The organism is Actinomadura meridiana (genome assembly GCF_039537545.1).
Taxonomy (GTDB): Bacteria; Actinomycetota; Actinomycetes; order Streptosporangiales; family Streptosporangiaceae; genus Spirillospora; species Spirillospora meridiana.
This window is the reverse complement of sequence record NZ_BAABAS010000029.1, coordinates 20032-37959: the sequence shown is the minus strand read 5'-3', so window position 1 is coordinate 37959 and position 17928 is coordinate 20032. Positions and strand designations below refer to the sequence as shown.

At 74.0% G+C, this 17928-nt stretch carries 12 protein-coding genes; 3 read left to right on the top strand and 9 right to left on the bottom strand.

Translation table 11 applies throughout. The features are described 5' to 3' along the window. Positions 1 to 20: 20 nt before the first annotated feature. Genes ABD808_RS35320 through ABD808_RS35310 form a run of 3 tightly spaced genes read right to left on the bottom strand, consistent with a single transcriptional unit; the run spans position 21 to position 5522 of the window. Positions 21 to 3296: an error-prone DNA polymerase gene (locus ABD808_RS35320; RefSeq protein ID WP_344906789.1), complete on the bottom strand. Its 3276-nt coding sequence runs from the start codon at positions 3294 to 3296 to the stop codon at positions 21 to 23. Continuing rightward, positions 3289 to 4815, bottom strand: coding sequence for a DNA polymerase Y family protein (locus tag ABD808_RS35315; RefSeq protein ID WP_344906786.1), 1527 nt, complete (start codon positions 4813 to 4815; stop codon positions 3289 to 3291). Before ABD808_RS35315 ends, ABD808_RS35320 begins: the two co-directional genes overlap by 8 nt. Next, positions 4812 to 5522, bottom strand: a complete 711-nt coding sequence (locus ABD808_RS35310) for a hypothetical protein (RefSeq protein ID WP_344906783.1) — start codon at positions 5520 to 5522, stop codon at positions 4812 to 4814. Before ABD808_RS35310 ends, ABD808_RS35315 begins: the two co-directional genes overlap by 4 nt. A 113-nt stretch (positions 5523 to 5635) precedes the next feature. Between ABD808_RS35310 and mtnA the strand changes: the two genes are divergently transcribed. Next, positions 5636 to 6670 carry an S-methyl-5-thioribose-1-phosphate isomerase gene (gene mtnA, locus ABD808_RS35305; protein WP_344906780.1) on the top strand — a complete coding sequence of 345 codons (1035 nt, stop codon included), beginning with the start codon at positions 5636 to 5638 and terminating at the stop codon, positions 6668 to 6670. Here mtnA and ABD808_RS35300 read toward each other — a convergent pair. Both ABD808_RS35300 and ABD808_RS35295 read right to left on the bottom strand, forming a co-directional pair. Next, positions 6667 to 7524 carry a transferrin receptor-like dimerization domain-containing protein gene (locus tag ABD808_RS35300; protein ID WP_344907625.1) on the bottom strand — a complete coding sequence of 286 codons (858 nt, stop codon included), beginning with the start codon at positions 7522 to 7524 and terminating at the stop codon, positions 6667 to 6669. The genes mtnA and ABD808_RS35300 overlap by 4 nt on opposite strands. Before the next feature lie 52 nt (positions 7525 to 7576). Then, positions 7577 to 8800: a PA domain-containing protein gene (locus tag ABD808_RS35295; RefSeq protein WP_344906777.1), complete on the bottom strand. Its 1224-nt coding sequence runs from the start codon at positions 8798 to 8800 to the stop codon at positions 7577 to 7579. 111 nt (positions 8801 to 8911) lie between these two features. On the opposite strand from ABD808_RS35295, the gene recD2 reads away from it, so the two are divergent. Then, positions 8912 to 11215 (top strand): SF1B family DNA helicase RecD2, encoded by a 2304-nt coding sequence (gene recD2, locus ABD808_RS35290; protein WP_344907622.1) that lies wholly within the window; start codon positions 8912 to 8914, stop codon positions 11213 to 11215. Between the two features lie 142 nt (positions 11216 to 11357). Here recD2 and ABD808_RS35285 read toward each other — a convergent pair whose 3' ends face one another. Further along, positions 11358 to 12860 carry a peptide ABC transporter substrate-binding protein gene (locus ABD808_RS35285; protein ID WP_344906774.1) on the bottom strand — a complete coding sequence of 501 codons (1503 nt, stop codon included), beginning with the start codon at positions 12858 to 12860 and terminating at the stop codon, positions 11358 to 11360. 209 nt (positions 12861 to 13069) lie between these two features. On the opposite strand from ABD808_RS35285, the gene ABD808_RS35280 reads away from it, so the two are divergent. Continuing rightward, the gene (locus tag ABD808_RS35280) at positions 13070 to 14521 is read left to right on the top strand and encodes an LVIVD repeat-containing protein (protein ID WP_344906771.1); all 1452 of its coding nucleotides are present in this window, start codon (positions 13070 to 13072) and stop codon (positions 14519 to 14521) included. A gap of 13 nt (positions 14522 to 14534) precedes the next feature. On the opposite strand, the gene ABD808_RS35275 is transcribed toward ABD808_RS35280, so the two are convergent. The 3 genes from ABD808_RS35275 to ABD808_RS35265 are packed head-to-tail and all read right to left on the bottom strand — an operon-like array spanning position 14535 to position 17863. Continuing rightward, positions 14535 to 15800, bottom strand: a complete 1266-nt coding sequence (locus tag ABD808_RS35275) for an aromatic acid exporter family protein (RefSeq protein ID WP_344906768.1) — start codon at positions 15798 to 15800, stop codon at positions 14535 to 14537. 58 nt (positions 15801 to 15858) lie between these two features. Next, the gene (locus ABD808_RS35270; protein WP_344906765.1) at positions 15859 to 16386 is read right to left on the bottom strand and encodes a CGNR zinc finger domain-containing protein; all 528 of its coding nucleotides are present in this window, start codon (positions 16384 to 16386) and stop codon (positions 15859 to 15861) included. 10 nt (positions 16387 to 16396) lie between these two features. Further along, complete coding sequence (locus ABD808_RS35265) at positions 16397 to 17863, bottom strand: glutamine synthetase family protein (protein ID WP_344906762.1); 1467 nt, start codon at positions 17861 to 17863, stop codon at positions 16397 to 16399. Between the last annotated feature and the right edge of the window lie 65 nt (positions 17864 to 17928).

Genomic DNA, 17928 nt, shown 5'->3' with positions numbered 1-17928 from the left:
CGCCCGCCGTCCGATCCAGGTCAGTGGAAGTCGCGGGCCTGGACGCGGCCGGGCACGGGCAGCCGACGCAGCCGCGTGGCGCGGACGTTGGCGACGCCGTCGACCCGCTCCAGCCGCCCGCTGACCAGCAGCGCCTGGGAGTCGACGGCGAGACCGCGGTGCCGTCCGAACACCTGCGGCGGGCACACCACGTTGATGATGCCGGTCTCGTCCTCCAACGTCATGAACACGATGCCCCCGGCGGTCGGCGGACGCTGCCGGTGCGTGACCAGGCCCGCGACGACGACGTTGGTGTCGCCGGGCGTCTGGGCGAGGCGCGCGGACGACAGCGCGCCGATCCCGTCCAGGGTCTTCCGGACGTGCGCGACCGGGTGCGCGTGGGAGACGCCGGTGGCCCACAGGTCGGCGAGCGTCACCTCGATCGGCGTCATCGCGGGCAGCGGCGGGGCGGTCGCGCCCGGCGTCACCCCCTCCAGCTGCCCGGGGCCCGAACCGGCGAGCGCGCCCGCCGCCCACAGCGCCTCCCGTCGCGACAGGCCGAAACAGCCGAACGCGCCCGCCGTGGCGAGCGCCTCGAGCGCCCCGGGCGACAGCGGGACGCGGCGCGCGAGGTCCTCCATGCCGGTGTAGGGGCGGCCCGCCGCGATCGCCTCCGCCGCGTCGTCGCCGAGGTTGCGGATCCCGGCGAAACCGAGCCGGATCGCCGGTTGCGGCTCGCGCGGCGCGTGGGGATGGTCCGACTCGACCGGGACGGCCTCCTCCAGCGTCGGATGGGCGCCGCTGGCGTTGACGTCCACCGGCCGGACCACGACGCCGTGGCGGCGCGCGTCGCCGAGGAGGCTCTGCGGGCTGTAGAACCCCATCGGCTGGTTGCGGACGAGCGCGGCCGTGAACGCCGCCGGATGGTGGCGTTTCAGCCACGCGCTCGCGTACACCAGGTGCGCGAAGCTCTGCGCGTGCGACTCGGGGAACCCGAATCCGGTGAAGCCGAGGATCTTCTCGTAGACGCTCTCGGCGATGTCGGCGGGAATGCCGCGCTCGGCCATGCCGTCCAGCAGCCGCGCCCGCAGTCGCTCGACGCGCTCGGGCGCGCGTTTGGCGCCCATCGCCTGCCGCAACTGGTCGGCCTCAGCGGGCGTGAACCCGGCGCAGTCGACGGCGAGCTGCATCATCTGCTCCTGGAACAGCGGGACGCCGAGCGTCCGCGCCAGCGCGGGCTCCATCAGCGGGTGCGGGCACAGCGCGGGCTCCAGGCCCTTGCGGCGCCGCAGGTACGGGTGGACGGACCCGCCCTGGATCGGCCCCGGCCGGATCAGCGCCACCTCCACCACCAGGTCGTAGAACTCGCGGGGCTTCAGCCGGGGCAGCGTCGCCATCTGCGCCCGCGACTCGACCTGGAACACCCCGACCGTGTCGGCGTCGCACAGCATGTCGTACACCAGGGGATCCTCCGGCGGGACGGACTGGAGGTCGTGGCGGCGGCCGTGGTGCTCGGCGACCAGGTCGAAACAGTCGTGCAGCGCCGCGAGCATCCCGAGGCCGAGCAGGTCGAACTTCACCAGCCCGGCCGCCGCGCAGTCGTCCTTGTCCCATTGCAGGACGCTGCGTCCCGGCATCGTCGCCCACTCGATCGGGCAGATCTCCCCGACGGGACGGTCGGCGATCACCATGCCGCCCGAGTGGATGCCGAGGTGGCGGGGCAGCCGCAGCATCCGGTTCGCCAGCTCCGTCACCGGGCCGGGGATGTCGGTCTCCGAGCCGACCGGGTCGCGCGGGTCGATGCCCTTCGACCAGGCGTCCTGCTGGCCGGGGGAGAAGCCGAGGGCGCGCGCCGCGTCCCGGACGGCCATGCGCGGCCGGTAGCTGATGACGTTCGCGACCTGCGCCGTGCACTCCCGCCCGTACTTCCCGTACACGTACTGGATGGCCTCCTCGCGGCGGCGGTGCTCGATGTCCAGGTCGATGTCGGGCGGGCCGTCGCGTCCGGGCGACAGGAAACGCTCGAACAGCAGCCCGTGCCGGACGGCGTCCACGCCCGTGATGCCGAGCGCGTAGCACACCGCCGAGTTCGCCGCCGACCCGCGCCCCTGGCACAGGATGCCCTTCTCCCGGCAGAACTCCACGATGTCGTGGACGATCAGGAAGTAGCCGGGGAAGCGGAGCTGCTGGATGACGTCCAGCTCCTTGGCGATCTGCGCGTACGCGCCGGACACCCGCTCCGCCTCCGGCGGCCCGTACCGGAGCAGCGCCCCCTCCGCGACCAGGTGCCGCAGCCAGCTCGCCTCGTCGTGTCCGTCCGGGACGGGCCAGTCCGGCAGCCGTGGCGCGACGACGTCGAACCGGAACCGGCACTCCCGCGCCAGCTCGACCGTCCGGGCCTGGACGCCGGGGAACCGCGCCAGCCGCCGCGCCATCTCCGTGCCGCTCCGCACGTGCGCGGTGCCGCCCGCCGGGAGCCAGCCGACCATGTCGTCCAGGCCGCGCCGGGCCCGGACGGCCGCCATCGCCTGCGCCAGCCGCGCGTCCGCCCCGGGCGCCGCGAAGTGCACGTTGTTGGACGCCACCACGTCCACGCCGACCCGCCGGGCCAGCGCGAACAGCGCGTCGTTGCGGTGGTCGTCGTCAGGCTGGTCGTGGTCGATCAACTCGACGAACACGTTGTCGCGGCCGAACCTGGCGGTGAGGTCGCGCAGCTCCCGCTCGGCCGCGTCGGGACCGCCCGCCTCCAGCGCCGCCGGGACCGAGCCCTTCCGGCACCCGGTCAGCACCGCCCAGTGGCCGTCGTGCGCGTCGGCGAGGGCGTCCAGGTCGTAGACGGGGCGGCCCTTGCGCCCGCCCGCCAGCTGCGCCGCCGTGATCGCCGAGCAGAGCCGCGCGTACCCGGCCGCGCCGCGCGCGAGGGCGAGCAGATGCCGTCCCGCCGGGTCGGGCTCCCCGGTGCGCGGCCCGGGCAGGCCGAGACCCAGCTCCGCGCCGAACACCGTCTCCACCCCGGAGTCGCGCGCGGCCTGCGCGAACTGCACCGCCCCGTACATGCCGTCGTGGTCGGTGATCGCCATCGTCTCCACGCCGAGCCGCGCCGCCTCGGCGACGAGCGAGGCCGGGTCGCTCGCGCCGTCCAGGAAGCTGAACGACGAGTGGCAGTGCAGCTCCGCCCACGGCACGTCCGTCTCGACGCGGCGGGGAGCCCGGGGCTTAACGGGCGGGGCGTCGTCGCGGTGCTGTTTCGTCGGACGCCACGACAGGCGTTCCTCGAACTCCCGCCACGAGATCGGCGGGTTGAACCAGCTAGTCATAGACGCCCTCGATGTGCCAGCGGCCCCCTTCGACGGCGAGCAGGTAGGCGGCGCCGTCGTCGGTGGTGACCTGGAAGCGGGCACGGCGCCGCGCGCGGCCGGGGTCCCACCAGCGTTCGTCGGCGGGCCACGGGCCCGTCCAGCCGGTGATCGCGGCGGTCCGGCCCCGGACGACCAGCGCGGCGGGCGGCGCGGACACCTCGCAGCGCGCCGACACCGTCACCGCGTCCCCGGCGGCGTCGACCAGGTCGACGTCGGGCGGCGCCGGGGGCACGACCGCCGGGGCGGGGGCCGTGAGCCGTCCCGGCCACGGGCCTTCCGGCAGGTCGGCGGGCGGCACGTCCCCGATCGGCACGCGGACGACCTGCTCGCCGGGCCCGCGCCCGCCGACCAGCACCGGCCGGGTGATCCCCTGGTGGCCGAGCAGCGCCTGGATGCGGTCGGCGGCGCGCGCGATCCGGTCGGTCACCGACGTGCGGCCCCACAGCCCCTCCTGGCGTCCCTCGTCGGGGACGAGGTGGTCGGGCACCAGCTCCAGCCACGTCACGCCGCCCCACACGTCCGCCGGGTCGGCGCCCTGCTGGCCAGACAACTGCCAACCGGACAACTGCCACCGCGCGCGCTCGGCCACGGCCAGCGCCGACAGCCCGTCGTGCCGCCACAGGCGCCGCAGGACGCGCCCGTCCGCGAAGCCCGCCGCGATCTCCAGCCGGACGCACGCGAACCCGCCCGCCGCGAGCCCCTCGTGCAGCTCGCCCGCGAGCCGTTTCGCCGCGAACACCACCCGCTCGGCCTGCTCGGCGGGCGGGTCGAAGTCGGTGCGCACCGACAGATCCTCGGCCCCCTGGACCGGCGCGATCGGGCGCGGCTCCTCGCCCCTGGCCATCCGGTGCGCGAGCGCGCCGTCCGCGCCGAACCGTCCGGCGACATGCCCCGACGGCAGGGCCGCGAAGTCGCCGAGCGTCTTCACGCCGAGGCGTCGCAGCAGGTCGGCCAGCTCCGGCCGGTCCAGGACCGACAGGGGGTACGGTGCGAGGAACGCCGCCGCGCCGCCCTCCGGCACCACCACGCCGCCCTGCCCGGACCGCGCCGCCAGCTCCGCCGTGAACAGGCCGTCCGCGACGCCGGAACCGCAGTCGTGCCCGGCTTCGACGACCGCGTCCTGGACGAGGATGCGCAGTACTTCCTCGCCCCCGTGGAACCGGGCCGGGCCGCGTGCCGGGATCGCGCACAGCCCCGGCCGCACCACCTCCACCCGGGGAGTCAGCGCCGCGACGGCCGCCGCGACCGGCTCGAACAGCCGTCCCTCCGCGTCGGGGTCGCGCTCGCGGACCACCAGGTCGGGGCACCGGCGCTGCGCGTCCCTGAGCCGCTGCCCGCGCCGCACGCCCTCGGCCCGCGCCGCCGCCGTGCAGGCCTCGACCCGCCCCTTCGCGACCACGGCACCGGCGGTCGCGGCGTCCACGCCGACCGCCGTGGCGGGCCAGTCCGGGCACCACACGACCAGAACCCGCGTCATGCGATCTCCCTGCGTTCCGGGACGGTGTGGACGGGCGCACCGGCGGCGACCGCGCCGGGAACCAGCTCCAGCGGCGGCCGGACGGGTGCGTCGACTCGCACCGCGCCGTCGGAGGCGGGGAGCCACAGGTCGGCGACCCGGCCGGAGCCCGGCGCGTCATGCCCCCGCGCGACGACCCGGACGCGACGGCCGGTGAGCCGTCCGTGCCCGTCCGCGAGGCCCTCCCAGGCGACGTCCTCCAGGTGGAGGCGGAGCCGGACGCCGGGCCACTCGCGGGCGAACGCGCCGGTCAGCGTCAGGACGCAGCCGTGCCTGCGGGCCAGCGCCGACAGTCGCCGGACGGCGGCCGACCCGGGACGCTCCGGCGGGCACAGCAACACCAGCTCCACGGCCTCGGTCAGCGCGGCGACCACGTCGGGCCAGCGGTCGCCGGGCTCGTCCACGAGAAGTAGACGTTCGGGCGCGGCACCCATGCCGGTCGCGGCGACGACGCCGAAGTCGCGGACGCCCACGACGCCGCACCAGCCGCCCGTGCCCTCCTCGCCGCCGTGCCGGGACACCCCGGCCACGAGCGCGAGACCGAGGGACGCGGCGCCCGGCCCGTCCAGCCCGACGACGGACCCGGGCCGGAGCCCGCCCCCCGGCAGCACGGTCCGCAGCGCGGGCAGGACGGGCACCGCTTCGGCCCCTGGCGTCCCACTTCTCACATCCTCCAATCTCGAACAGAAGTTCGATGCGTGTCAAGTTGCCGCAGGTCACAGGCAGGGCACGGGACGTCGAGAACGTCGATGGCGCAGGGCCTTCGGGCATCATGGACGGTATGACGAGCGAGGTGCGCACCATCGAATGGACGGGCGACGGGCTCCGGCTCCTCGACCAGACGCTCCTGCCCGAACGGGTCGAGTACGTCGATGTCGACGACGTCGACACGCTCGTGGACGCGATCCGGCGGCTCGTCGTGCGGGGCGCGCCCGCGCTCGGCGTCGCGGGCGCGTTCGGCGTCGCGATCGCCGTCCGGCAGGCCGTCCGCGAAGGATGGGACGCCGCCCGCCGCGACGCCGCGATCGCCCGCGTCCGCGCGGCCCGTCCCACGGCGGTGAACCTGGCCGCCGGGGTCGACCGCGCGCTGCCGTTCGCCGCCGACGGCACGGACGCCGTCGTGTCCGAGGCCCAGGCGATCCTGGACGAGGACGTGCGCGGCAACCGCGCCATTGGGGCCCTCGGCGCCGACTGGATCCTCGCCAGGACGGGCGACCGGCCGCTGCGCGTCATCACGCACTGCAACGCCGGCGCCCTCGCCACGGCCGGATGGGGCACGGCGCTCGGCGTCGTCCGCGACCTGCACGAACGCGGCCGCGTCGAACTCGTCTACGCCGACGAGACGCGCCCCCTGCTCCAGGGCGCGCGGCTCACCGCGTGGGAACTCGACCGGGACGGCATCCCGTGCGTCGTCCAGGCCGACGCGGCGGCGCCGAGCACGATCCTGCGCGGCCTGGTGGACGTGGCCGTGATCGGCGCGGACCGCGTCGCCGCCAACGGCGACACCGCCAACAAGATCGGCTCGGTGGGGGTGGCGCTGGCCTGCGCGGCGGCCGGGATCCCGTTCGTCGTGGCCGCGCCGTGGAGCACCGTCGACCTGTCCGTCCCGGACGGGCGCGGCGTCCCGATCGAGGAGCGTCCCGCCGAGGAGGTCCTGACCTGGGGTGGGGCCAGGACCGCCCCGGGCGGGGTGGGGGCGTTCAACCCCGCGTTCGACGTCACGCCCGCCCGTCTCGTGACCGCGCTGGTCACCGAGACGGGCGTGCTGGAGGTGTCGGCGGGCGCGACGCCCTCGGTGGTCTCCTCCGGGGTCTAGCCGTCTCCTCCCGGGCTCAGGGTGCGGGTCGCGGCGCGCAGGCTCTCGTACAGGTGCGCCTCGTACGCCTTCGCGGTGCGGACGTCGTTGTCGGTGAACAGCGCGTCGTGCAGGGCGGGCAGCCGCTGCGTGGCGTAGCCGGTGTCGATGCCGGGCGCGTAGATCTGGTGCTCGTACCAGGGGCGTCCCGGCAGGCCCGCCCGCGTCAGCAGGTCACGCTCCGCCTGCATGATCTTGCCGTTGAGGCGGCGGAACGCGGCCGTGTCGCCGTGGCGGAGCGCGTCGTCCGCCCGCGCCTGGAGCGCCGTCGCGGCCTGCTCCCACGCCTTGGCCTGCTCGACGTCGCGGGACACGTCCACGACCACCGAACCGAGCTTCTTGCGCTGCTCGTCGGTGAAGTCGTTCAGGTAGCGGGCGGTCTCCTCGGCGTAGGGACGGTAGCCGAGCGCGACCACGTCGGCGTTCGCCAGCCGCAGCACCGAGATCCCGGCGAGCCGGGACATCGCCGTGTGGTACTCCCAGCTCGGGTCGCCGAAGTGCGACATCCAGTAGTTGTCGTCGCAGGAGCAGTGGTAGTTGCCGCCGCTGCCGGGCGACGCGGCGCCGATGTCCATCGCGGGCACCCCGTACCGTTGGAAGAACGCCTGGAAGTCCGAGCCGCCGCCGATGCGGCCGATCGGGGTCCTGCCGTCGTTCTGCGCCTTCCACGCCTCGTACAGCGTCCCGTCCGTGCCGGGCCACCGCACGTCCTTCGTCGCGTCGACGACGGAGGCGTCCAGCGCGGGCGTCGTGGAGGCCCCGAACTGCGAGCCCCCGGCGCCGTCCATGTTCACGTACGCGACGGCGTTGCGCAGCGCGCGGGCCCGTTCCTCGGCGTACTCGGTGGAGCCGAACAGGCCGTACTCCTCACCGTCCCCACGTGGCGAGGACGACGGTGCGCTTGGGCCGCCACCCCTTCTTCAGCAGCGTCCCGAGCGCGCGGCCCACCTGGATCACGTTCTCCGCGCCGGACAGGTCGTCGCTGCTCCCGTACGCCCAGGCGTCGTGGTGGGCGCCCAGGATGACCTCCTGCTCGGGATGCTCACTGCCCGGGATGCGGACGGTGACGTCCCACAGCGGGCGCACCTCGAACTTGTTCTTCAGATCCAGGTGCACCTTCGTCCCGCCGGGGCCGAACCGGTACGTGAACGGCAGGCCGCCCTGCCACTCCTTCGGCACCTCCGCGCCCTTCAGCGCCTTCAGCAGCGGCGCCGCCGCGCCGTAGGAGATCGGCGTGGTCGGAATGAGGTCCCGGAGCATGGGCGCCTTCGACGGCGGGACGCGGTGCGCGCCCTTCACCGCGGGCCACCCGGGCGTCTGCGGGTCGCCCGCCGCGAGCTGGATCTGCGCGATGCTGCCGCGCTGGATGCCGTCGGGGGCGCGCCACGGCCCGTCCGGGTACACCTTGCCCTTCGTGTACCCGTCGTCGGCGGGGTCGGAGTAGATGAGCACGCCCTTCGCGCCCCGCCGGGACGCCTCGCGCGGCTTGATGCCACGGAACACCGCGCCGTACCGGATCAGGACGATCTTCCCCTTGACGGAGATGCCGTTCTTCTCCAGCAGCGCGAAGTCCTCGGGCCGCCCGTAGTTGGCGTACACGACCTCGCCCTGGATGTTCCCGGACGGCGACATCCCGTTGTGCCCCGGGATGACCTCGTCGAAGTGCTTCTGCCAGGGACGCTTCTTCTCCTTGACGGGCAGCGTCGCGTGCTGCGGCGCGGTCATCTCGACCTTCACGCGCTCCGGCCTCGACAGGTAGGCGTAGTACGTCTTGACCTCGGGCTCCAGCCCGTACGACTTCAGGTGCGCGACGATCCGCTCGACGCGGTGCCGGTCGCCGGTCGTCGTGGCGAGGGCAGGTTCGCTCGACAGTTCGGCGTCCAGGTCACGGGCGACCTTCGGGGACGGGACGGCGCTGAACAGCCGCTCGTACCGCCGCTGCCATCGGGAGTTCTCGTCGGTGAAGCCGGGGATCGGATGTCGGGAGTCGGCGGACGGCGACGCCACGGCCGGAACCGCGGACAGGACGAGGGCGAGGGACGCGGCGGGCGCGGTCAGCGCCGCCAGCGCCTGGGTTCGGGAGCTGAACACCGGGGTTACCTCTCAGTGGCCGTACGGGTGCGCCCGGACCGTACGTCGTGATCATCGGAAGATCCAGGACGCGTGCCGGATCCGGCCAACCTGTCGGAGCGATCGGCCATCATGGTGACCGTGCCGACCTCCCCGACGCCCGCTGCCGCGCCGCGCCCGGCCGAGCTTGACGCGGTCTTGGAGCGGATCACGTACGCCAATGAGGAAACCGGCTACACGGTGGCGCGCGTCGCGACCGCCAAGAGCGGCGCCGACCTGCTCACCGTCGTCGGCGCGCTGCTCGGCGCCCAGGTGGGGGAGAGCCTGCGGCTGGTCGGCCGGTGGCGGTCGCACCCGAAGTACGGGCGGCAGTTCGAGGTGGAGTCGTACTCGACCGTCCTTCCGGCGACGATCCAGGGCATCCGCCGCTATCTCGGCTCCGGCATGATCAAGGGGATCGGGCCGGTGATGGCCGACCGGATGGTCGAGCACTTCGGCACCGACATCCTGCGCGTCATCGAGGAGGAACCGGGACGGCTCGTCGAGGTGCAGGGCCTCGGGCCCAAGCGGACGAAGCGGATCGGCGAGGCGTGGGAGGAGCAGAAGGCCATCAAGGAGGTGATGGTCTTCCTCCAGGGGGTCGGGGTGTCCACGTCGCTTGCTGTGCGCATCTACAAGCAGTACGGCGACACATCCATCGACACCGTCCGGCGGGAGCCGTACCGGCTCGCGGCCGACGTGTGGGGCATCGGGTTCAAGACCGCCGACACCATCGCGCAGGCCGTCGGCATGCCGCACGACAGCCCCGAGCGGATCAAGGCGGGGCTCCAGTACACGCTGTCGGAGGCCGCCGACGACGGGCACTGTTTCCTGCCCGAGCCGAACCTCGTCACCGACGCCGAGAAGATCCTCGGGGTGGGGCGGGAGCTGATCGTCCCGGCGCTGGACGAGCTGGCCCGCGACGAGGGGGTCGTCCGCGAGCCGATCCCCGGCCCCGGCGAGGACGCCGCGACGATCCCCGCCGTCTACCTGGTGCCGTTCCACCGGGCCGAACGCTCCCTCGCCCGAGGACTGCTGGAGTTGCTGGACGCGCGGAACCCTTGTGGGGGGACGACCCCCCACTCCCCCCGGAACGGCCCGGGCGACCGGCTCAAGGCGTTCGCCGACGTCGACTGGGGCAAGGCGCTGCCGTGGCTGCGGCAGCGCACCGGGCAGGAGCTCGCCCCCGAGCAGGAGGAGGCCGTCAAACTGGCGCTGACCGCCAAGGTGTCGGTGCTGACCGGCGGGCCCGGCTGCGGCAAGAGCTTCACCGTCCGGTCCGTGGTGGAGCTGGCCGCCGCGAAGAAGGCGAAGATCGTCCTGGTGGCGCCGACCGGGCGGGCGGCCAAGCGGCTCGCCGAGCTGACCGGGCACGAGGCCGCGACCGTCCACCGGCTCCTCCAGCTCCAGCCCGGCGGCGACCCCAAGTACGACCAGGACGCCCCGCTCGACGCCGACCTCGTCGTGGTGGACGAGTCATCCATGGTCGACCTGATCCTCGCGAACAAGCTGGTGAAGGCGATCCCGCGCGGCGCGCACCTGCTGCTCGTCGGGGACGTCGACCAGCTTCCGTCCGTCGGCGCGGGCGAGGTGCTCGCCGACCTGCTCGGCGCCGAGGTGATCCCGCGCGTGCGGCTCACCCGGATCTTCCGGCAGGCGCAGCGGTCCGGCATCGTCGTCAACGCGCACCGCGTCAACTCCGGCGACCACCCGCAGACCCACGGCTTCCCCGACTTCTTCCTGTTCCCGTGCGACGAGCAGGACGAGGCCGCCGAGCTGACCGTGGACGTCGTCGCCAACCGCGTCCCGCGCAGGTTCGGGCTCGACCCGCGCCGCGACGTGCAGGTGCTCGCGCCGATGCACCGGGGCGCCGCCGGGGCGGGCGAGCTGAACGCGCGGTTGCAGGAGGCCCTCACCCCGCACGACGACGCGCGTCCCGAACGCCGCTACGGCGGGCGCGTCTTCCGCGTCGGCGACAAGGTCACCCAGTTGCGCAACAACTACGACAAGGGCGAGGCCGGGGTCTTCAACGGCACCGTCGGCGTCGTCACGTCGGTGTCGCCGGAGGAGCAGACGCTGACCGTCGTCACCGACGAGGACGAGAGCGTCGACTACGGCTTCGACGAGCTGGACGAACTCGCCCACGCCTACGCGATCACCATCCACCGGTCGCAGGGCAGCGAGTACCCGGCGGTCGTCATCCCGCTCACCACCGGCGCCTGGATGATGCTGCGCCGCAACCTGCTCTACACGGGCATCACCCGCGCGAAGAAGCTCGTCGTGCTGGTCGGGTCGCGCCGGGCGCTGGCGGCGGCGGTCCGCACCGCCGGCGCGGGCCGCCGCCACACCGCTCTGGCCCACCGCCTTTCAAGGGAGCCGGGCCTGTCTCAGCGGTAGCGCTGGAGTTCCCACGGGTCGTGGGCGCAGAAGACCTGGACGGCGCCCTCTCTCACGAGGACGTGAACGGCCGCGTCCGTGAAGTCGCTGAGGCCCCGGACGGGTACCGCGAAACTAAACAGACCGGTCCAGTAAGACGAACTCAGTCCTTCAGGGACAGGGCGGCGAGGCGCAGGCCGGTGAAGGCTCCGGCGCTGACGCCGCGGACGCGCTCCGACCACACGAAATGGTCGTGCCGGGACCACAGCGGCATCGCGGGCATGTCGCGCAGCATCGCGCTCTCGGCGAGGCGGGCGGGGATGACGCCCTCGTCCGGGGTGGCCGCGCGTTCCGCCTGGTCGAGGAGGTCGGTGGTGTAGCCGTCGGCGAAGCCGGTCCCGGCGTCCAGCAGCGGCGCGAGCGAGGCGACGGGCGCGGGGTAGGCGGCGGTGGCGTGGACGGCGAACGGCCCGTCCACCGTCCCGTCCTGCACGGCCTTGCGCAGGTCGGGGACGGGGTGCGGACGGGCGTCGAGCCTCAGTTCCCGGCGGAGCTGGTCGGCGACGGCCTTCACCCAGGCGTCGTCGCCCCGGCCCGCCTCGTACCAGAGGTTCAGCGGCCCGGTGAGGCCGCCCGCGTCGGCCAGCGCCGCGACGGCGGCCTTCCCGTCGTGCACGCACAGGCGGCACTGCCCCTCGCGGTGTCCGGGCAGGATCCCGGGGGCGACCAGCGCGTCGGCGGGGGAGTACTGGTGGCCGAGCGGGCCCTCCGTCACGGCGGACCGGTCGATCGCCATCGACAGCGCCTGCCGGACGGTCGGCGACGCGAGCCGCTCCACCCGGCCCGGGAACGCGAGGTAGGTCATGTCCCGTCCGGGGACGGCGCGGTGGCGGTCGCCGAAGTCGGCGTTCATCGACTCGTGCCGGTCGGTCGGCACCCGCGTGGCGACGTCCAACTCGCCGGACTCGGCGGCCGTGTACTGCGTGCGGGCGTTCGGCATGGTCTTCACGACGACGTCGCGGCCGCCCTTGCGGGGCGTCAGGACGATCTCCCGCGCGTTCCGCGACCGCACGCGCAGCGGCCCGTTGCCCACCGGGGTGCGGCCGTAGGACGCCCAGTCCCGCGACGCCAGAACCCTGTCGGGCAGCGGGAAGAACGCGGGGTCGCCGAGCAGCGCCGGGAACCCGCCCATCGGACGGTCGAGCGTCACCACGAACGTCCGGTCGTCGGTGACCTTGAGGTGGGCGGCGTCGAGCCCCGCGACGTCCGAGAGCAGCCGCGACCCGGCCCAGTGCTCGCGCAGGACGGTCGTCCAGGCGCCGGTGAACGAGCGGGACGTGACGGGCGAGCCATCGTGGAACGTCGCACCGGGACGCAGCCGCACCGTCCAGACCCTCCGGTCCGGGCTGGTGATCGACGCGGCGGCGGCGTTCACGGCGGCGCCGGTCTTCGGGTCGTAGGAGACCAGGCCCGTCCACACGGCGTTCGCGATCATCCGTCCGGTGTCGTCGCGGACATCGCCGGGCAGCAGCGTCGCCGGGGCGGCCGCGCCGACCGAGATCCGCGGATCGGCCGGGTCGCTCCACGCCTTGAGCGCCGCGATGGGGGCCAGCAGGACCACCACGGCCCCGGTGACCAGGGCTGCGGTACGGGTGGAGCTCTTCAACGGCCTCTCCCGGGAGCGGGGCGGGTCGCCCGTGAGAGTACGGCAGCACGACAGGACTCACCAGTCCTTACGGTGCTGAGTCCATTTCGTGACCCGGCCGACTGTTGATCAAGCTCGACGCCTCGTTGATCCTGTGGGGGGCGACCCCCACGCCCCCGAAACCGCCGGTGCGCACTGGCGCCTGCGATGATCTCTTTTGTGGAGGTGCGATGACCCCCCGCACATCCGTCCCCGTGCGGCGCCTGCTCCAGGGCGGCGGCGCGATCGTGGCGGCGGTGGCCCTGACGGCCGGAACGGCCTGGGCCTGCCCCCCCGAACCCACCGGAAACCAGACGAACCAGTCCGCGCAGGCGGCGTCCGAAGGTGAGGGCACCGGTGGCTCCCGCCACTCCGGGCACTACCACCGGGCTCCCGCCGCCGAGACGAAGTCCGAGGCGATCAAGGGCGTGCGGCGCGTCGGCGGGGTGCCGGACGCCAAGGGCGCCATCTCGCTGATGTTCATCGACTACGGCCACGGTCGGCACAAGCGGACGATCATGTACGCGACCGGCCAGTTCGGGTTGAAGGCCTACGACATCACCGCCGACCCCCGCGTCCCCAAGCTGGTCGGGCAGCTGAACATGCCCGGCATGTGGGAGACCGAGGACACCGACTTCGACCCCAGGCGCAAGATCATCTACCTGTCCCGGGACCCGCGCGCGTTCAACGGCAACACCCGGACCGGCGAGTCCGGGATCTACGTCGTGGACGCCTCCAAGCCGGAGAACCTGCGGCACATCACCTACGTCAAGGTGCCCGCCGGGCACACCACCACCTGCGTGAACGACTGCCGGTACCTGTGGACGGGCGGCCCCGCCAAGGCCGACTGGATGCCCGCCGACTGGGGCGGACGGCCCGTGTGGGTCACCGACGTCCGGAACCCGGCCAAGCCGAAGGTGTTCAAGGACCCGATCGACACCGGCCGCAACGACGGCAGGACCGACTACACGCACGACATCCAGGTCGACTCGCAGGGGCTTGCCTGGGCGTCGGGACGCGGCGGCGTCCGCGGCTACTACACCACCGGTCGGCACTACGACCCGGTGAAGAGGACGTGGCGCAGGGCGACCGCGTGGGACCCCGTCCCCTACGCGGGCGGCGGACTGGACGAGGCCACGACCAACTCGACGTTCATGCACAACAGCTACCGCGCGGTCGGACGCACCCGGAGCCAGGCCGCCGACCCGCGCAGGTGGGGTAACGGCCAGCTGCTGTACGTCACCGAGGAGACGTTCAACGACGGCTGCGCCAACGACGGGCTGCTCGTCATCGCGTCGCTGAAGGGCTCCTACCGGGGCGAGGGCTGGCGGTCCACGCCGCAGGACCCGTTCCGCCTGCACACCGTCGGGACCTGGGGTGTCGCCGGTAAGGAGGGCAGCGACCCGGCCAGCGACGACTGCTCGGCGCACTACTTCGACGTCCGTGACGGCGTCATCGTCCAGTCGTACTACTCGCAGGGCACGCGGTTCCTGGACGTGCGCGACCCGACGAACCCCCGGCAGGTCGCCTACTTCCGTCCCGCCGACGCCGCGTCGTGGCAGCCGTACTGGCACGGCCGGTACGTGTACGTCGCCGACAACACGCGCGGCATCGACGTGCTGGAGCCCACCTTCCGCCGCTGACCCGGCCGCACGGTCAGGGGTCCTCGGACTCGCGGGCGTTCCGCTCCGCCGCGGCCGCCGCCGACTCGGCGGCCCGGCGGAGCTGGTGCCCGGCCCGCTGGACGGCCTGGACGGGCCGCGCCGGCAGATGCCGGGACGCGCCGCGATGCCGCCGCCAGTGCTCGCGGGCCCGGGCCCGGTGCTCGACCCGCAGGTTCTCGATGAGCCGGTCGACGTCCATGGACACCTCGCCGTACAGCGGCCACGGGTCCCCGGCCACGGCCCGCTCGTGCAGCCTGCGGGAGAGCCGGGCGCGGCGCTCCCGCGCGACGTCCACCCGGACCTCCAGATCGTGCTCGGCGAGGAACGGGCGCGCGTCGCGGGCCAGGTCGGAGCGGGCGAGCCGACCGTAGGCGGCGATGCTGGCCGAGATCCCGGCGAGGGCGTCGCCGAGTTCGTCGCGCAGCGCGTCGTCGGTCAGCAGCCGGCCCCGCCGCCCGAGCCGCTCGTCGTCGGCCAGTGACCGGGTGAGGCCGCGCAGCGACAGCATGAAGTGCTCCATGGTCTCCATCGCGTTCCGCAGCGCGACCCCGGCGTCGATGAGCCGCCGCGCCCGCGTGCGCGGGTTGAGCCGGACGCTCTCCTCCGCCACGCCGAGGTCGTGGTCGGTGCGGCCGATCTCGCGGGCGAGCCGTTCGGCGGCGTCCTGCCAGCGGGCCGCCTCGCCCTCGGTGCGCTCGCCCCGCAGCCCCTCCGCGATGTCCTGGAGCAGCTCGCCCAGCTTTTCGGAGATGTCCTGGACGGCGTCCTCGGCCGGACGGACCCGCACCGCCGGGGCGAGCAGCGCCGCCGCGAGTCCGGTGGCGGCGCCGAGCAGCGTCTCCAGCACCCGTTCGGTGGCGCCGCTGCCGCTGGCCGCGCCCAGCGCGAAGATCAGCATCGCGGAGATCGGCACCTCCAGGACGTGCTCGCCGAGCCGCAGCACGTGGCCGATGACCAGCGCGGCGAGGATCGTCAGGCCGAGCGCCCACCAGGAGAACCCGATGGTGTTCGCGAACATCACCGCGACCAGCACCCCGCAGATCACGGCGGCGACGCGCAGGATGCTCGCCTTGATCGTCTGGTAGACGGAGAACTGGACGACCAGCAGGGCCGTCAGCGGCGACAGCAGCGGCTTCGGCACGTCCTGCGGCAGGACCGCCAGCGCCAGCACGTACGCCACCACCGCCGTGATCGTCAGCCGGGCGATGCGGTAGGCGTCCGACCGGTCGGACTGGCGGCGGAACGGCACGAATCGCATGCCGCTGTTCTTCCCGCGCGTCGGCAATATTGCGGCAAAGGCCGCGATGTCAGCTAGATCACCCTCGGCGGCGGGCGCGGAAGGCCGCGACGTTCGTCCGGTTCGCGCAGGGCTCGGAGCAGAAGCGGCGCCGTCCCGCCCGGGACGTGTCGGCGTACACGCGGTGGCAGTCGTCGGCCGCGCAGACCCCGGTCCGGCCGAGGCCGTGCTCGACGACCAGTTCGGCGAGGTTCATCAGCGTGGTGGCGCGGAACCGGTCCGGGAGCCGCGACGACGGCGGCGCGTAGTGCATGTGCAGCCCGTGCGGCTCGTGGTCGGACAGGTGCGGGTGCATCGGGACCCGCAACATGAGCCCGTTCAGCATGGTCACCGCGTCCTCGGCGCTCGTCGCCGTGAAGAACGGGTGCAGGGTGCCCCCCCAGTGGCGGAGTTCGTCGGCGTCCGCGTCCCGGAACTCGCGCCAGAAGAAGCCGTTGTCGCGCAGGATCCGGCGCAGCGCGTCCGGCGAGTCGTCGCCGCCGAGGACGGCGTTGACCAGCGCCGCCGCCGCGGCGACCCCGTGGCTCCGGTATCCGGTGATCCGCATCGTCGCCGTCCTAGTGACGCCAGCGGGTGGCGGCGGCGATCTGCTCCGGGGACGCGCCGTCGAACAGCGCGATCTCCCCGCGCCGGACCGCCGACACGGTGTCGACGACGGCCTCGCCGAGCGCGTCCCGCATCAGGTCGTCCGCCTCGAACGCCGCGACCGACTCGGCCAGCGACGCGGGCAGCGGCGTGATGCCCCGGGCGGCGCGCTCGTCCGCCGTCAGCTCCGCCGGGTCGGTGCCGACCGGCTCGGGGAGCCGCAGCTCGGTGCCGATGCCGTCGCGTCCGGCGGCCAGCAGCGCCGCCAGTGCCAGGTACGGGTTGGCGGCGCCGTCCAGGCACTTGACCTCCAGGTTCGCCGCGTCGGCGCGCTCGCCGTCCGGGCCGGTGACGAACCGCAGCGCCGCCTCCCGGTTCTCCAGGCCCCAACAGGCGAACGCGCCCGCCCAGTGCGAGGGGACGAGCCGCAGGTAGCTCGCCACCGACGGCGCCCCGACCGCCAGCAGTGCGGGCAGGTGCCGCAGGATCCCGGCGGCGAACGCCTCCCCGGCGGACGTCATCCCGCACGGCCCGTCGCCGCCCGCCATCGCGTTCGTCGGAGTCTTCAGGCTGTTCGAGACCTCAGGCCGCCAGAGGCTCAGGTGGACGTGCGCGCCGTTGCCGACCGAGTCGGCCTCGACCTTCGGGGAGAACGTCGCGGCCAGCCCGTGCTCCATCGACACAGCCCGGATCGTCTCCCGCACCAGGACGGCGGTGTCGGCCGCGCCGAGCGGGTCCTCGGCCAGCACCGACACCTCGTACTGCCCGGCCGCGTACTCCGGGTGGAGCTGCGCGACGGTGACCCCGGTGTCCTTCAGCGCCGACAGGAGGTCCCGCAGGTATCCGGCCAGCTCGGTGACCCGCGCCATCCCGTACGCGGGGCCGTGGCAGGCGGCGACGAACTCGTCCCCGTCGCCCTTCGACACCGCCCATTCGATCTCGAAGGCGGCCCTCACCGACCAGCCGCCGTCCGCGAGACGCTCCGTCTCGCGGCGGAGCAGCGCCCGCGCGTCGAGCGGGTGGACGGTGCCGTCCTGCGCGTACCGGAGCGCGGGCGCGTGCGCCCAGCCGGGCAGCGCCGCCATCGGCCGCAGCCGCTCCAGCACGGGATGGAGCCGCAGGTCGCCGGACGGCCCGCCGATGTGCCGCCCGGACGTGATCGAGTCGTCCAGCAGGAACACGTCGAACACCGGCGACATCCCGACGCCCCAGGCGGCGGCGTGTTCGAGGCGCTCCACCGGGACGGTCTTGGTGCGCGTGATCCCGCTGACGTCCACCCAGGTCAGCGCGACGGCCGCGATGTCCTGACCGGCCAGCCTGCGCGCGGTCTCGGCGGCGCGCGTGCCCAGCCGGGCGCGGGCGCGGCCGTCGAGCCTGTGCTCGTCGAACGCGCGCCCGTCGAACCCGTGCCCGGGGACGGTCTCAGGGATCTGTTCCACAGTGCTGGCTCCCGATCGGAGTGGCGTCGGCGTGACGGGACGACGCGGACGTCCCGTAGAGGCAT

Coding starts and splice junctions, on each gene's coding strand:
- ABD808_RS35320 (WP_344906789.1), bottom strand. CDS start 3,296: ATGACTAGCTGGTTCAACCCGCCGATCTCGTGGCGGGAGTTCGAGGAA.
- ABD808_RS35315 (WP_344906786.1), bottom strand. CDS start 4,815: ATGACGCGGGTTCTGGTCGTGTGGTGCCCGGACTGGCCCGCCACGGCG.
- mtnA (WP_344906780.1), top strand. CDS start 5,636: ATGACGAGCGAGGTGCGCACCATCGAATGGACGGGCGACGGGCTCCGG.
- recD2 (WP_344907622.1), top strand. CDS start 8,912: ATGGTGACCGTGCCGACCTCCCCGACGCCCGCTGCCGCGCCGCGCCCG.
- ABD808_RS35280 (WP_344906771.1), top strand. CDS start 13,070: ATGACCCCCCGCACATCCGTCCCCGTGCGGCGCCTGCTCCAGGGCGGC.
- ABD808_RS35275 (WP_344906768.1), bottom strand. CDS start 15,800: ATGCGATTCGTGCCGTTCCGCCGCCAGTCCGACCGGTCGGACGCCTAC.
- ABD808_RS35270 (WP_344906765.1), bottom strand. CDS start 16,386: ATGCGGATCACCGGATACCGGAGCCACGGGGTCGCCGCGGCGGCGGCG.